Here is a 15,322-nt window from a genome sequence, read left to right on the forward strand (position 1 = left end):
TGCGAAAACTGGTTCCCAGCAAATTATCCGCCTGATAGTCTTCGGTATTATGGAAAGCCGACCAAAACGTCGACTAGCAGCTATCCTGGCAGCCGACATCGCCGGCTACTCAAGATTGGTTGGTCTGGACGAAGAAGGTACCATCGCAAGGCTTCGCCTGATCCGCAGCGAAGTGATAGAGCCGGCGATCGCCCGGCATTCAGGGCGCATCGCGAACACTGCGGGAGACAGCTTTGTGATCGAATTTCGCAGCGCCGTCGATGCGGTTCACGCTGCCGTGGAAATTCAGGCCGACCTTGCAAAGAGAAACGCGGGCACCGATCAAGATAGCGTCTTCACGTTTCGGGTTGGCCTGAATGTCGGCGATGTGGTTTCGAACGGGGATGACATCCTTGGCGACGGGGTGAACGTTGCCGCGCGGCTTGAGGCACTGGCAGATCCAGGTGGTATCATTGTTTCACAATCCATAGTCGATTATGCGCGCAACAAAGTGCCCTATGGTTTTGCCCCGATCGGGCCACAGAACGTCAAGAACATCGCAGACCTGGTTCAGGCCTTCCGCGTAGAAGCGGAAATTTTGCCTTCCCCGCGAAAAAGCCGCACGCAGAGGACATCCCGCTGGCTGCCACTGGCGGCTCTGCTGGTGATGCTGGCAGCTGTTGGGCTTTTTCTGACGAAACCGTGGAAGACGGGCCAATTGCGCGCCTCAGAGGCGCAGATGGTTTACCCTTTACCGGATCTGCCTTCCATCGCCGTGTTGCCGATTGCGAATTACACCGATGACGCATCCAAGGAGATGCTGATCAACGGTATCTCTGAGGATTTGATCACGGACCTGTCCCGAATATCCGGATTGTTCGTCATCGCCGGGAATTCATCCTTCGCATACCGCGACAGAAACATAAATATCGCACGTTTCGCCGAAGAACTTGGGGTTCGCTACGTCGTTGACGGCAGCGTGCGACGTGCGGATGAAGATTTCCGGATCAACATTCGCCTGACCGACACATTGAGCGGGCGATTGATCTGGGCGAACAGGTTTGATGGCGCGATTGATGACGTCTTTGAAGTGCAGAAAACCATTGTTCTCGCAATTGCGCAGGAGCTGGATCTTCCGCTCGACCCTCAAAGCCGGCAAGCCATCGAAAGCGTGGAAACCCAGACCATTGCGGCACGCGAAGCCTTCCAACGCGGGTGGGAGTTGTATTCGCAGTTCAACGAACAGGACAACCTTGCGGCAATTCCCCATTTTGAAAAGGCCGTGGAACTGGACCCGGATTATGGGCGTGCCTGGGCGACGCTTGCCCTGGCGCATTTGCGGCCGCACATCTTTCATCATTGGAATGGGTTTGCAGAGTCAGGCGCGCAAATGCATATCGGCCTGTTTTACAGATATTACCGGGATGTGATGGAGCAGGATACCGCCCTGGTGCACGTTATCCGGGCTATTGTCAGTCTCAACCTTCCGGATTGGGACAGTAACCTACGGGTAGGTCGGGGGACGGAAGAAGCCAGACGAGAAGCAGCGAAAGCCATCGCGCTGCAACCCAGCGACCCCGAGGCGCATCTGACGATGGGATGGGCGCTGATTGCAGCCGGTGAGCCAGAGGAAGGATTGGCCTTTGTACAAGCTGCGACCCGGCTGGATCCCAATTCTCCCAGCCACTACGCGCTGTTCGAAGCGGCGGCTCTTTACGCATTGAATGACCTGACGGGCGCGGCAGATGTGATCGAGAAAGAGTTGAGCAGAAATCCGCAGGCAACCGAGCTGATGCCATTTGCAGCCTCGGTTCTGGCCCTGAATGGAGATCGCCGTGCGGGCAGGGCCATCATCGACCGATGGCAAAAGGGCAAGCATGCCGGTGTCATACAGGACGCTGTTCAGAATTACTTTTTCATCATTCGCTGGGTCGGTGAGAACCAGCAGTTGAACGCCCGGCTGAACGACGGGCTGCGTCTGGCGGCGTTGCCTCCGGAAAAAACCATAGCAAGTCTGAGGGCGGATCTGTCACGGGGGGATGCCAAAGATCAGAGGACGGCAGCTCAATCGCTGGCCCTGTTTGGTCCCGAGGCAGAGCCAGCGGTGCCGGAATTGATCGCGCTTCTTGAAAGCCCGTCGGTGTTTGTCCGCAAAGAGGCAGCTATTGCATTGGGGAAAATAGGTGGCGCGGCGTCCTCTGCATTGCCCGCGCTGGAAGCCATGGTGGACGGTTCGTTGCAGGGAAAGTTCGCGACCCGTGCAATCGAACAAATCCGCGACAAATCCGCAGAATAGCCGTGTCAGCGTCGACTGGGCCGCCGCCATGAACAGTCAATAGACGACGCGATTGCGTTTCCGGACGCGGGGTCTCTGCCCACCGCAATGGGACAGAGACCGTATTGGATCAGACCGACATGCAGACGTATTTCATTTCCAGATAGTCTTCCATGCCGTGATGGCTGCCTTCGCGGCCCAGACCGGATTGCTTGACGCCGCCGAACGGGCCCAGCTCGGTTGAGATGATGCCGGTGTTCACGCCGACGATACCGTATTCCAGCGCTTCGGCCACCTTGTAGACGCGGCTCAGGTCCTTGGCATAGAAATACGAGGCCAGACCAAAAATCGTGTCATTAGCCATGGCGATCACGTCGTCTTCGTCCTCGAATTTGAACAGCGGGGCCAGCGGGCCGAAGGTTTCGTCCTGCGCCACCAGCATGTCCTGCGTCACGCCGGTCACGATGGTTGGCTGGAAGAACGTGCCGCCCAGATCATGGGGCAGGCCGCCTGTCAGAACCGCGCCGCCCTTGTCGGTCACGTCCTTGATATGTTCTTCGACTTTGGCGACCGCGTCGGCATTGATCAGCGGGCCGGTGGTGGTGCCTTCGGTCAAACCGTCGCCGATTTTCAGCGCTTCCACTGCCGCTTTCAGTTTGGCCGCGAACGCGTCATAGACACCGGCCTGCACATAGATTCTGTTCGCGCAGACGCAGGTCTGACCGTTGTTGCGGAACTTGCACAGCATCGCGCCTTCGACGGCGGCATCCAGATCGGCATCGTCGAACACGATGAACGGCGCGTTGCCGCCCAGCTCCATCGAACACTTCATGACCTGATCTGCCGCCTGCCGCAGCAGAATGCGCCCCACTTCGGTCGAGCCGGTAAAGGTCAGCTTGCGCACGCCGGGGTTTTCGCAGAACTCCTTGCCAATCTCACTGGCCTGTGACGAGGGCACCACGTTGAACACGCCCGCGGGTACGCCGGCCTGTTCCGCCAGAAGCGCCAGTACCAGCGCCGACAGGGGCGTTTCAGTGGCCGGACGCGCCACAAAGGCGCAGCCGGCGGCCAAAGCCGGGCCTGCCTTGCGGGTAATCATCGCGTTGGGGAAATTCCAGGGCGTGATCGAGGCCGCAACGCCGATCGGCTGCTTCATCACCATGATCCGCTTGTCGCGCTGATGGCCGGGAATAGTCTCGCCATAGACGCGCTTGGCCTCTTCGCCGAAGAACTCAATGAAAGACGCGCCATAGCCGATCTCGCCGATGGCCTCTGCCAGGGGTTTGCCCTGTTCAGCGGTCAGGATCTTGCCCAGATCCTCGGCGTTTTCCATCATCAGATCGAACCAGCGCCGCAGGATGGCTGCACGTTCCTTGCCGGTCAGCTTGGCCCATTCTTTCTGCGCGGCTTCGGCCTGTGCGATTGCTCCGGCGACCTGAGCGCGGCTGACGTCTGCCACCTCGGCGACCACATCGCCCCGAGCGGGGTTTGTGACTTTGAACGTGCCATTGTCACCGTCCACCCACTGACCGCCGATATAAGCTTTGGTTACAAGCAATTCGGGGTTCTTCAGGATTGACTTCAGATCGGTCGTTGCGTCCAGCATGATAAGCCTCCGGCGTGAATTGGGTTGTGCGCACCCAAACAGGTGATGTCTCAATTGTCTATGGCCACTCTGGATGTGGAATCAATCCAGATTTGATCAAAAAATTACTTAACAAGTTAATTTAATCGAGTCACCCGAAATCTGCGCGTTTCATTGTCCGGTCTCGCCTTTCTTTTTGCCAAGGAGTTTGCCAAAGTCTGGGTGAATTTTGAGACCCAGGGGATGTAAATCAGTGTAACATTTCCTATCTTATTGGGTAATAGAAGAAAAAAGGGATAGAAGCGATGTCGAACCAGCAATTCGAAGCGTTGATAGACGAGACTCAAGCCAAAGTGCGCGAAAGCCAGTCTCAGATCGAAGGGCTGACCTCGCGCATTGAAGCGGCCCGCGCCAAGATCGGCACTGCCGAGGCCGATATCGACATCGAAAACGCCACGCTCGAAGATGTGCATGCCCATACCGAGGTGATGAATGCCAATATCGCCGAGCTGATCATGGGGCTGGACGACGTCACCAGCGCGTTTTCCAAGGATTTTGACGAGATGCGCTCGAAAACCGGGTGGGAGTCGTTTGTCGGCATCTTCTCGAAAGGTAAATCCGAGTCGATGCGGCAGGAGCGGATGCGCACCGCCAATATCGACGACAAGTTGCAAGACCTGATCGCCAAATCCGACGTGATCGTCAAACTGCTGCAAGGGCAGTTGGCCGTGCTGGAGGAACAACGCGTCAAGGTCGAGGACAACCTGACCGTCACGCTGGACGATCGCGAGGCGACCGTGGCGGAACTCGAGGCGCTGCGCGCCGAGATTCAGGGTATGGATCCGACGATCATCACGCTGGAAAACAAGATCAGCGTCGAACAGGACGCCGCCGCGCGGACCCAGTTAGAGACTGAATTGGCAGAGCTGAACAAGCAATACAACGCCAAGGTTCAGGAAGAGCAGGTCAAGCTGGCCAAATCACAAACGCTGGAGCGCTATATCGAAAAGGGCAAGACCTGGGTCGATTCACTCCAGAACCAGGCGGCGACGCAGATGGTGCTGATCAACAAGCTGCAGACAGACACGCAGCAGCGCGTGGTGCTGTATGACGCCCTGACCAAATCACTAAAAACCGCGCAGCAGCAGGACGTGGCCCACCGCATCAACGAGATCGGCGTGCAGACCGACCAAGAGGCGCAGACGGCCATGGCCGCCATCGGCACCGCGACCAACCAGAAAATGGCCGACATGCTTGAGGCGCATGAGGACCACATGGTCTTTGCCCGCGATGTGCTGGAGAAAAAAGCCAAGGCGGATGAGCGATTTGCCCGCCGGTTTGCCTCGATTGTCGAGAAGCATGATAAGAACTTGTATGGTGGGTGACAAAGCTAGCGAGATCTGTAGTGTTCAAAGCCGCGCTTTTAATACTCGCCAAAATGATGGCGGTTTGTTTGTGTCTACTCGGAGCAATGAATGTAACGTATTACATATCGCTTCGATTTCTGAGCGACCATGAGTTTTTGTTTGTTCTTGTGAACTTGTCTCTGGGGTTAGGTGGCCTCTTCATCCTCGCGTATTCTGGCGGTGTGTTCAAAGCAGATTACGAGAAAGCTGAAAGACGTTACCGACCATGGCTTTTTGACCAGTTCGGGAACCGCAAATGAACGATCCCACCCAAGACCATGTCGGCCTGACCGACACCTTCGTCTCGCGCCGCTATTTCCGCAAATTCGAGGTGATCACCGTCCACCTCCTGCGCGTGGCCGCGACGATGGAGGCGGAGGGCGCGATCTCAAAGCAAGAGGTGCGGATCGTGTCGCGCTACCTTTCGGGGCTGCTCTACACCTTCCGCGCGCTGTCCATGAAATACCTGCTGGTCGGGCGCGATACGGGGCGGTTCTTTGGCAGCCTCGCCATGGACAAGCGCGACAGCGGGTTTCCGGTGGCGGCCGAGTTGTTGACCATGGCCAATGACGCGCAGCAGGCGCAGGTGCATCTGGCGAACATGCCCTCGGAAGAGGATCTGAAAACCGACATGGTCCGGACCATCATTGGCGATCAGGACATCCCCACCAAGCTGCAATTCGCGCTGTCCCAAAGGCTCTATTACGAGGAATTGTTGAAAGGTCAGCTGTTCTGGGCCCGCAACGATCCCGAATGTCACTGGATCGGGAATGAGGGCGAGCGGCGCAAGTTCCTGATCCATTGGGCGGTCTATGACAGCCAGATCAACCTGCCGGTCATTTACCTGATGCAGTTGGAGGACAGCGGCAAAACTGCCCTGCCCAAGGACCAACGCCGCTGGCCCGAGGTGCAGGCGCATCTGATGGCGCAAAGCTTAGGCGGTCTGAAACTGGTGACGATTGCCAAGGGCTTCGATCAGGATTTCGACGACCTGCATCCCAAACACCTGCGCCGCATCCATGTGGGGCCGATGTATTCTTCGGCCTATACCGAGCAATCCGGCCCCCTGCGGCAGGTGTTGGAGGACGCACAGGCGCCCGAAGGTCAGGATTGGGCGCTGGCTTGGACCACTGAGGAGCTGGAAAGCGAAGAGGTGATCGAAGAACGCGCCGGTTGGTTTTCAACCGTCGAGCGCGAGGTTTTTGCGCTGGACCCGTTCGGCGGGCAGGGGGCCGAAACCGGGGCTACGCGCACCCAGCGGTCGATCATCCTGCCACAGCGGCCGTTTCAGGTGCTGGCCGAGCGCAACCCGCCAGGCTTTGCCGATGTGCGCAAATTCGTGGTCAGCAAGTCGGGGCAGGTGTTGCGGTATTAAAGCGGGTGGCGGGCTAAAGCCCGCCCTACGCGACAAAAGTAGGCCGGGCTTCAGCCCGGCATTGCGAGGAAGAAAATGAATTTGACGTCAGATCAGATGGAATTGCGCGAGGCGGATATTCGCAAGCACTATCCGGCAGCGACCGCCTTGCTGAACGGGTTCGAGCACGCGCCACGGATTGCCAAACCGGTTGAAGCTGCGGTTGAACGGTCGCCCGGCGTGTCAACGGGGCGGCGGTTTCGGTCCACCACGCCCGGGCTGGTCACGCGCCGGGTGGCGCGGGCAGATGGCGTACATCTGGTCGACCGGATTGAGGCCGCAGATGATGGCGATACGCTGGTCTCTCCGCCGCAAGCAACCACGCAGCAGGCGATCCGACGCGCCATTGCCATCGCTCTGGCCGTGGCCGAGGCCTATGCGGAACAGACCCCGCTGGCGGATCTGAAACGGGCCAATCTGGCCGGGGATCTGCCCGCCGCCCGCAAGACGGAATTCTCGGAATTGCTGACGGCTGAGGCCATGATTACGTCGCACGTGTTCGGCAATGCGCTGGCTTACCTGATGTCCTCGCATCTGGGCGAAACCACCGTCGATATTGGTGAGGTCGAAGAGGTCCTGACCGACAATGGCCAACTCGCCCTGCATGGTGCTTTGTGGGAGCTGGACCAGACGCTGGCCAAACACGCCCCCGACGATGCCCACCTGATCGCTGCCACCAGTGCCTATGCCGAGCAGTTGATGGACAAGGCCGCCCTGCGTGCCCAATCCGCAGGTCATCTGGCCCCGTTCCGGAACGCCGCCTGGCATATCGAGGCTGATGACCTGACGATCCGGGGGTTTGAACCGGCCTCAAAGGCCAAATCCACCACCCTGACCATGACGTTCAAGAAACCGAACGAGGTGGTGGGCAACCATATCGCCAAGTATCAGGCGATGAAGCTGGCCAAGATGGTGATGGCCTATGATTTCGACCGCCGCCTGAACCCGTTCGCGGAACTCGGCGGGTTCATCTTTACCTTCATGGGCGACGGCAAGCCGGGTACCGGCAAGACCACCCTGATCCAGATGATGGCCGGGCTGATCAACGATTATTGCCAGAACGCGGGCTATCCGTTCCGCTATCAGAACCTGAGTACCGACAATATCGACAGCTATCAGGGGAAATCCGGTCAGAACGCCAAGGCCTTTATCAACACGATCATCGACCCCTCGGTCATCGGCTTTGGCACTATCGACGATATCGACCAGCTGGCAGGCAAACGCGGCGACCGGCAATCGTCAGCCGGGCAGCTGGAAATCACCGCCGTACTGATGGAGAGCTTTGCCGGTGCCAACACAGTCGTGCGTGGCAACTGCACCTTTGGCATGTTCTCGAACTACCCTGAGAATGTGGACGACGCCCTGCGCCAGCGCGCAGGCGCGCGGTTTCTGGTGGACGGGCCGCAAACGCGAGAGGATTACATCGACATCCTGCACCTGCTGATGGGCCGCAACCACGACATCCCGCTGGGCGAGCACGACCCCTATGCCGCGCAGGAAATCAAAAAGGCCGTCGCCGCCAGTTTCGAAAGCCATTCCCGCCCGCATGAGGATGCGCTGCTGCAGGTCTATGACCGGGTGTCCGGCGATATCGGCCAGATGGACACGATCGCCAAGCTGGGCACCTACCTCAAGGCGATCCAACAGGCGGATGAGCGCTTTACCGGTCGCGCGATCAAGAACATCACCGACGCGGTCAAGGTCCGCGCGATGGATTTCGAACTGCCCGACGAATGGATGGAGAACCCCGACCTGTTCCTGTTCCGCGACTACGACACTAAGAAAGCGATGATCGAGGACCTTCGCCAGCCGATCACGGTTGAGATGGTGACGCAGGAAATCAACCGCTATGCCGACAGCGAGTTCCGCTATGCCGACAAGAGCGACGAGGTCGCCATCGAAAACGCGGTGCGAGAGATGGGCCGGATGGAAGAGGCCAAGCGACGGTATCTGGAGGGGAAAGGGTGAAGTCGACGCGAATTGAACCGAAATTTTGGAAAGAAGCCCCGTTCTTGGTTGGGTGCCTGTTAACCGCATTTGTCCTCGTTGCGTTCTTTTATTCGATGACATTTTTGCCGGTGTTTGTGGAAGGAAAACTGTATTCCTCAAAATGGGCATACTTAGGCTCAGCTGCGCCTAACGAGTTCGGCGATACATTGGCTGGGATCGCCGGTAGTTTGGCATTCGTATGGTTGGTTGTGACAGTAATTATACAGGCCACTGAGTTACGCGAGCAAAGACAAGAATTTGCGAAAATGTCAGAAGCTCAAACAGAACAAGTCAAGCTACTGGTTAAACAGGGAGAGATATTTGAAGACGAGCAAAGGCAGAGAAAAGAGCAATACCACAAAGAGTTAATCGACCAGTACCTGCTTGAAATAAGAAACATCTTGCTAGCCAACTCTGTTACCTGGAGTCTGGAACCAAACCCCGAAAGCGAGATGTTTATGTCTAGCCATTCGCTTTCCTTACTTGATAACTCAGCGGAAGAATTGAAGGGCTTGGATTCAGACGAGTTTGTCCGAGTAGCTACTTCTGAAATTGGGCTAAACTACGCGGAGCTTTGCAGCCAGATTAGCGACAAGAAGGTGCGGGGAGAGTATCCTTGCAACTATCCAATGCACAGACTTCTAAAACTGTTTGGAAGATTCAAAGAATTTGAAGAGCGTATTGGCGCGATTCAACAACAAAGATTGCATGCGATAGGTTTTTTTGATCTCCGGCACAATTTAGTAGCGTTGTCCATGCTGGATGTTTGGGATGAAACGGATTTTGGGCCAACATGATACGTCTCATCGAAAATGGCCTGATGTTTGGCAACCTCGTCCACATCTCCAGCCCGGCTCTGGTCGAGCGGTATAACCGCGCGTTGCAGCATCTTGCGGGCACGACCACGGCGCTGACGGATTTCCATGTCGATATCTCGGGCTATTCGCCGGAGGTGGGGATTGAGTTGGACGACCCGCTCTACCTCAACCCCAACGGGGTCAACCGGCAGTTCATTCTGCTAACGACCGAGCAGAAACGCGCGCCGCTGCTGAACGTCAAATTCTCGACCTCGCGCGATATCCTGCGGGAATTCATCGAGATGAACGAAGCGCAGTTGTTTGCCCTGACCGCCACCGATGCGGTGGCCGGAGAATTGGTGAACTCGGTCATCAAACTCAGCACGCCGCGCGATCTTCTGAACCTGCGCAAGATTGAGATTGAGGCTGACACCGCAGGCGGCACCCTGCGCAAGGCCGAACAACTGGCGGGCATGGTCGAGCGGTTCAAAACCGAAGAGGACGCCTGGTTCGACGATGTGCTGATCGCCAAGATGATCGAAACGGCCAGGGAAACCGGTGACGTGACCCGAAACCCCGTCCGCTTGCGCCATACCGCGTTCGAGCAGCGCAACTTCTGGACAGCGCATTTCGGTGGGCTTTATCTGTTCCCGGATCTGGATCACCCGGCCGCAATTTGTATGGAAGACGTACCAGACGATCTTCCGCTGAAACACGTCTTTCAAAAGGCGCAACGTAATCAGATCGCCAAATTCCTTGGGCTGAACAACCTTGTCGAAACGATCATCGAAGCGCGGGGCGTGAACTCGAGCGCGATCCTGCAACAGAAGATGGATTTTCTGACGGTTTCTGCTGCTGCGGATGCGGGCGTGGATATGGCGGGTCTGGATCGCAGCGATATGCGCCGGTTGGCGCGCAACCATGCCGACCGCCTGCCCGAAGCCTATCACGGCCTTGCGCAATTGCTGCGCTGGGCAAAGGATGGCGGACCTTGGCCGCGCATCACCTCGGATCACCCGGCCTACTTCTACACCTTGCGGGCGACCGATACACCGAACCGTGATCTGGTGAACATGCTGTTGTCCGAATTGGCCCCGCTGGACCCGCGCCAGATGTTCATCTGCCACAAAGAATTGTTCTACCGAACATATTCGGGCTGGCCCGAGAGCAAGAAGGCCTATGTGGCCGACTTCCTTGCGCGCGAATATCAGGTGGACAAGCAAGGCGCCCGCGCCGCCCTGTTCGGACATGAGCCGGATATGAGCGGCGACGATCGCGTCAGCGATGACATAATTGCCCGGGTTGGTCCGTGGGGTTCGGTGAGGAAAGGTTGAAATGATTGGATTATTGCGCCTTTTGCTGATCTTGCTGGTGATCCAGACGATTGCCTATGTCGGGCTGTCTTTCTATTCGCGCGGCATACGCCGGCGGAAACTGGAGAACTGGTGGGACGAAAAGGGCAAGACGGGCAACAAAGAAGCCTTTGTCGAACGCGGATTGCATGTGTATGACAACTCGTTTCGGCGTAAACTGATCCTGGGTGTCTATATTGTGCCGTGGGTGGCGATTGGCGCGCTGATCTACATCGTGAATTACATGTGAGGGTTTAGGCATGGCCTATGTGAAATGGGCGTTCATTATCATTTTCTGGGGTACGATTGCCGTGATCCTGCAATATTCTCTGCCCCAGCATGACATTGTGCGCATCGTCAACACCTATGAAGAACGGCAGGATCTGAACGACTGGACCCGGATCTTCTGGTCAGAGCCGGAAGATCAATCCACCAGCCTGTCCAACCGGGATGTGCAGTTCATTCAGGCAGTGCGGGCCAACGGAAAACCCATCGTGTACCGAAATGAGGATACCGGCTGGGGATGGCCCCCGTATTTCAAGTTCGACACTGCGAACCTGTACACCGAGGCCAATGATGCGAAATCCACCAAGGAAAACCCGAAATGGGTGGTCGTAACCCATTACGGGTGGCGCAACGAATTCATGTCGATCTTTCCCAACGCCATTTTCATCAAAGACGTTGAAGGGCCGGATGTTCGGATCATTCCCTGGTTCAATATCATCTTCCTGACGATCTTTGCGGCGTTCGTCTGGGCGATGTGGGTGCGTTGGCGCAGGTTCCGGCAAGCACGGATTGATCCGATGATCGAAAACGTGGAAGACGGCCTTTATGCGGCGGGTGACGCCATAGAAGAGCGACACAACAGATTTCGGCGCTGGCTGGACAGCTGGAAATCGAAATAGATACAAGCTTTGGCGGGCGTGCCAGCAGCACGCCCATCCAACTGGCGGTGCCCTTCACCTGACGATGAATTCCGCATGCAGCGCGCCTGCTGCCTTGATCGTTTTTAGAATGTCGATCATGTCCTGAGGCGAGACCCCAAGCGCGTTCAGACCTGCCACAACCTCGGACAGGGTGGTGGCTTCGGGGATTTCGGCGAGGCCGGTTCCCTCTTCTTCCTCGATCCCTGCGATTGTACGTGGCACGACCACTGTTTCACCTCTGGCGAACGGGTTGGGCTGCACCGCAATCGGTGCTTCCTGAACCGTCAGAGTCAGGTTGCCTTGAGACACCGCAACACGCGAAATTCGGACCTCCTGCCCCATGACAATGGTGCCAGAGCGCTGATCAACAACAACGCGCGCTTTCGATTCAGGTTCGACCAGAATGTTTTCGATACGCCCTATGGCGTGGGCTGTCGAAACCGCCTGCGTCGCCGCGACGTTGATCTCAACCGTGCCGGAATCTCGCATGATTGCCACGGTTCTGTTGAACTCGGTGTTTATCGCGGTTTCGATGCGCGCGGCTGTTGTGAAATCGGGCTCTCTGAGTGCAAGGCGCATCTGAGTGAGAGTTGACAAGTCGAAGTCAATTTCACGCTCGACCCTGGCACCGGATGGGATCACGCCCGAAGTTGGCACTCCACGCACGACCGAGGCTGCCTCTCCTTCAGCCGAAACGCCACCTGCAAGGATTGTGCCCTGCGCGACCGCATAAATTTGGCCATCGGCTGCGTTAAGCGGGGTCATGATCAATGTTCCACCCAACAGGTTGCTTGAATCGCCTATGGCTGAAACCGTTACATCGATTTGACCACCCACCCGTGCAAAGGGCGGCAGGCTGGCCGTGACCAATACCGCTGCCACGTTTTTGGGCCGGAAATCCTCACCTGTGACGTTAACGCCAAGACGTTCGAGGATATTGGACATGATTTCTTCGGTGAAAGGCGCGTTGCGTAACCCATCGCCAGTTCCGTTCAAGCCGACCACCAGGCCGTAACCCACCAGATCGTTGCCCCGTACACCGTCAAAATCCACGAGGTCCTTGAGACGGATTGTCCCTGCCCAAGCCATGCCGGGAAGGAGAAGCAGGAGAAATATCAGCGCCCTCATCTCAGAAAGTTCACCAGCGACAGGTTCGCATTGCGAACGGTTACGGAATACAGGCTTTCCAACTGAAATTGCACCGTTTGCAGTTTCGCTGCCGTCTCATAAGGATCGGCCGCGATCAGTTCGTTCCGGCTGAATTCCAGGCTGGTTCGGGCCGAGGAATTGCGTGTTGCCGCCTCTTCGATGCGGGCTTCGGCCGCCCCGACCTTTGCCCGGAGCTTGACGGTGGCATCCTGTGAGTTGGCCAGATCGACCCCTAACTGCGTGAACAAAGCGGTGCGTTGATCGGGCGAAAGTGCCAATGCGCTGTCGGTGGCCAGCGCCGCAACGGCGACGTCCCTGAGTGCGGCCTTGAATGCCGGGTCCGTTGCCGTGATCGGCAGCGTGACGCTTTCGTTTTCCGAAATCTGCATCGGAGACAGGGTGCCGTTTGACCCCTGATAAATCACGGCGTCGAAACCGGCTGGGTCATTGAACCAGTTTTCTGCCGCCAGCCTGATATCAGCGACCGTCGCAAGCCCCGTCAACTGCGATTTCAGCGCCGTCAAAAGATCGTTCGAAGATTGCAGGGGCGACACATCGGTGGCGGTACCGGAAAACAGGCTGCGCCCTCCTACTCGCGTGTTCAGTGCCGAGATCATCGTGTCCAGCTCATTCTTCGCCTGTTGGGACGCTTGTTCATGATTGACGGGCTGATTGGCGGTTCCGTAAGCCAGCAAAGACGCGGTCATGTCTCCGACCGAATCTCCGAAGGTTTTCAGGCTCAGTTGCATGGTATTGGTGAACAGGGCCGCTTCGGACGTTGCGATGCCAAAGGCGTCGAGTCTGGCGAGGCTGCGGTCGAGATCCAGAATTTGCGAATAATCCCCGCCAAGCCGCCCCGAGACGTCCTGTACCCGCCCGGTGGACATTTCATAAGACAGGGTTTCGATCTGGGTTTTGATATCTGTTGCGCGGGTTCGTAAGGTCATTCCTCGCGCCAAATCGCCGATAGAAGTGATATTCATGGTCACAACCTCAGAAGAGTTTCCATAAGCTCGTCAACAACCGAGATGACACGAGCGTTTGCGGCATAAGTCTGTTCGACCTGCATGAGCCGCTGTAGTTCCTGATCGGTATCCACGCCCTGCGCGGCCTCGATCTGCGCCATTTGCTGCTGGAAGCTGTTTGCAAAAGTCTTGCGTTGATCTGCGGCATGGGCGTGTGCGCCCGCTTTCGACAACAGGGCCTCGGTCAACTCGGCAGCTCGCATGTTTCCCGTGCCGAACAGCCCGCCAGGTACCGGACGTGCGTCGTTCAATATGTGCCCGAACGCGCGCAATTGAGCAGCCAGCCCAGGGTCACCCGGAGTTGCGGCGCCCAGACCCGCGCGCAGTTTCCAACTGTCCCCGCCATTGTCAGGGTCCACGGTTGAATTGAGTGAGATCCGTGATGCAAGTCCGACAACAGATGCAGGATCAAATCGGTTGCCATCGTCGGTGAACAGACCAGGATCTGTCACAAGAGCCGACGAATCCAAACCGGGCGTTTCAAATCGTTCAATCAGGTCCCTTGCAACCGTGTCGAGCTGAACCTGCGCCTCGACTGCCAAGTCGTCGCGGATGGTGAACTGCGCCATCAGTGCCCCGCCGCGGATTTGAGCGTTATCTCCGCTTGTCCGTACCGGGTTTCCGTTCATCTCCAGACTGGACAACAGACCATTTGCCACAGTCATATGAGGCTTTGTTTCGCCCGTCGTGGAAAAAGTGAACTCCGAGGCCGTGCCTTCCAACAGGATCAGCCCGCCCTCCGAGTACAGGGATACCTGATCATTGGCGCGAGGCACGACATTGACCGGGATCAGGGTATTGACTTGGTCGATCAGGACGTGCCGCTGATCCAGCAGGGCACCGATGTCACCGCCAGAGTTTTGAATGGCGGGAATCTTGGCGTTCAGGTCTTCGATATCTTTCAGAGTCTGATTCAGGGTATCGATCTGGGCGCCAATTTTTCGATCGGCATCCGAGCGTGCCTGGCGTACGCCTTCGGACGTCGCGTTCAGCTCGTTGGTCAGATCGCGGGCCGAGCGCGCAACCTGATCCAGCCGTTCGATCGAGTCAGGCAGACTGGCCGCCGTGATAAAGGCGTTTTCCAACGAGGACAGACGGGTAGACAGCGAAGGGCCGTCATCAGGAGACCCCACCAGTTGTTCGAACCGCGCGTGAAAATCTGAAACGTCCGACCGAAAGGCGAGTTCGGCATCAGACGAACGTCTGTTGGTGGTCAAAACCGGATCCTGATGCCGGATCACGCCAACGGTGCGTACGCCATTTCCGGATATAGGACTTGTCGCAAGTTCCAGGGACCGGCGCGCATAGCCGGGGGTTAGCGCATTCGCGATGTTCCCGGACACCACAGCGGCCCCGCGACTGGCCGCAGTCAGCCCGCCCAATGCGTTATTGAGTGCTGTCGACATGTTCATGAGGCCGCTCCTT

The 15,322-nt window shown here is 57.3% G+C and carries 12 protein-coding genes; 8 read left to right on the plus strand and 4 right to left on the minus strand.

Annotated features, from left to right (window positions below; all coding sequences use genetic code 11):
• Positions 1-49: 49 nt before the first annotated feature.
• Positions 50-2,275, plus strand: a complete 2,226-nt coding sequence (locus GS611_RS11095) for a tetratricopeptide repeat protein (RefSeq protein ID WP_171635608.1) — start codon at positions 50-52, stop codon at positions 2,273-2,275.
• Between the two features lie 109 nt (positions 2,276-2,384).
• Here the strand turns inward: GS611_RS11095 and GS611_RS11100 are convergent, their stop codons facing one another.
• Positions 2,385-3,860 (minus strand): NAD-dependent succinate-semialdehyde dehydrogenase, encoded by a 1,476-nt coding sequence (locus GS611_RS11100; RefSeq protein ID WP_171635609.1) that lies wholly within the window; start codon positions 3,858-3,860, stop codon positions 2,385-2,387.
• A 284-nt stretch (positions 3,861-4,144) separates the two neighbouring features.
• Here GS611_RS11100 and GS611_RS11105 point away from each other — a divergent pair, with 284 nt between their 5' ends.
• The 7 genes from GS611_RS11105 to GS611_RS11135 all read left to right on the plus strand — a co-directional run bounded on the left by GS611_RS11105 (position 4,145) and on the right by GS611_RS11135 (position 11,702).
• Positions 4,145-5,224 (plus strand): hypothetical protein, encoded by a 1,080-nt coding sequence (locus GS611_RS11105; RefSeq protein WP_171635611.1) that lies wholly within the window; start codon positions 4,145-4,147, stop codon positions 5,222-5,224.
• Between the two features lie 277 nt (positions 5,225-5,501).
• Positions 5,502-6,620 (plus strand): hypothetical protein, encoded by a 1,119-nt coding sequence (locus GS611_RS11110; protein ID WP_171635613.1) that lies wholly within the window; start codon positions 5,502-5,504, stop codon positions 6,618-6,620.
• A gap of 75 nt (positions 6,621-6,695) precedes the next feature.
• Positions 6,696-8,627, plus strand: coding sequence for an ATP-binding protein (locus GS611_RS11115; protein WP_171635616.1), 1,932 nt, complete (start codon positions 6,696-6,698; stop codon positions 8,625-8,627).
• Positions 8,624-9,445 carry a hypothetical protein gene (locus tag GS611_RS11120; protein WP_171635619.1) on the plus strand — a complete coding sequence of 274 codons (822 nt, stop codon included), beginning with the start codon at positions 8,624-8,626 and terminating at the stop codon, positions 9,443-9,445. The genes GS611_RS11115 and GS611_RS11120 overlap by 4 nt, the downstream gene beginning before the upstream one ends.
• Entirely contained in the window at positions 9,442-10,779 is a 1,338-nt protein-coding gene (locus tag GS611_RS11125; protein WP_171635621.1) for a DUF6638 family protein, read from the plus strand. Before GS611_RS11120 ends, GS611_RS11125 begins: the two co-directional genes overlap by 4 nt.
• 1 nt (position 10,780) lies before the next feature.
• Positions 10,781-11,047 (plus strand): hypothetical protein, encoded by a 267-nt coding sequence (locus tag GS611_RS11130; RefSeq protein ID WP_171120117.1) that lies wholly within the window; start codon positions 10,781-10,783, stop codon positions 11,045-11,047.
• 10 nt (positions 11,048-11,057) lie between these two features.
• Positions 11,058-11,702: a DUF1523 family protein gene (locus GS611_RS11135; protein WP_171635623.1), complete on the plus strand. Its 645-nt coding sequence runs from the start codon at positions 11,058-11,060 to the stop codon at positions 11,700-11,702.
• A 54-nt stretch (positions 11,703-11,756) separates the two neighbouring features.
• On the opposite strand, the gene GS611_RS11140 is transcribed toward GS611_RS11135, so the two are convergent.
• The 3 genes from GS611_RS11140 to flgK are packed head-to-tail and all read right to left on the minus strand — an operon-like array spanning position 11,757 to position 15,309.
• Positions 11,757-12,851 carry a flagellar basal body P-ring protein FlgI gene (locus GS611_RS11140; RefSeq protein WP_171635626.1) on the minus strand — a complete coding sequence of 365 codons (1,095 nt, stop codon included), beginning with the start codon at positions 12,849-12,851 and terminating at the stop codon, positions 11,757-11,759.
• Positions 12,848-13,855, minus strand: coding sequence for a flagellin (locus GS611_RS11145; RefSeq protein WP_171635628.1), 1,008 nt, complete (start codon positions 13,853-13,855; stop codon positions 12,848-12,850). Before GS611_RS11145 ends, GS611_RS11140 begins: the two co-directional genes overlap by 4 nt.
• A 2-nt stretch (positions 13,856-13,857) precedes the next feature.
• Positions 13,858-15,309 (minus strand): flagellar hook-associated protein FlgK, encoded by a 1,452-nt coding sequence (gene flgK, locus GS611_RS11150; protein ID WP_171635630.1) that lies wholly within the window; start codon positions 15,307-15,309, stop codon positions 13,858-13,860.
• Between the last annotated feature and the right edge of the window lie 13 nt (positions 15,310-15,322).

Origin of the sequence: Ruegeria sp. HKCCD6119 (assembly GCF_013110585.1) — a bacterium.
Taxonomy (GTDB): domain Bacteria; phylum Pseudomonadota; class Alphaproteobacteria; order Rhodobacterales; family Rhodobacteraceae; genus Ruegeria.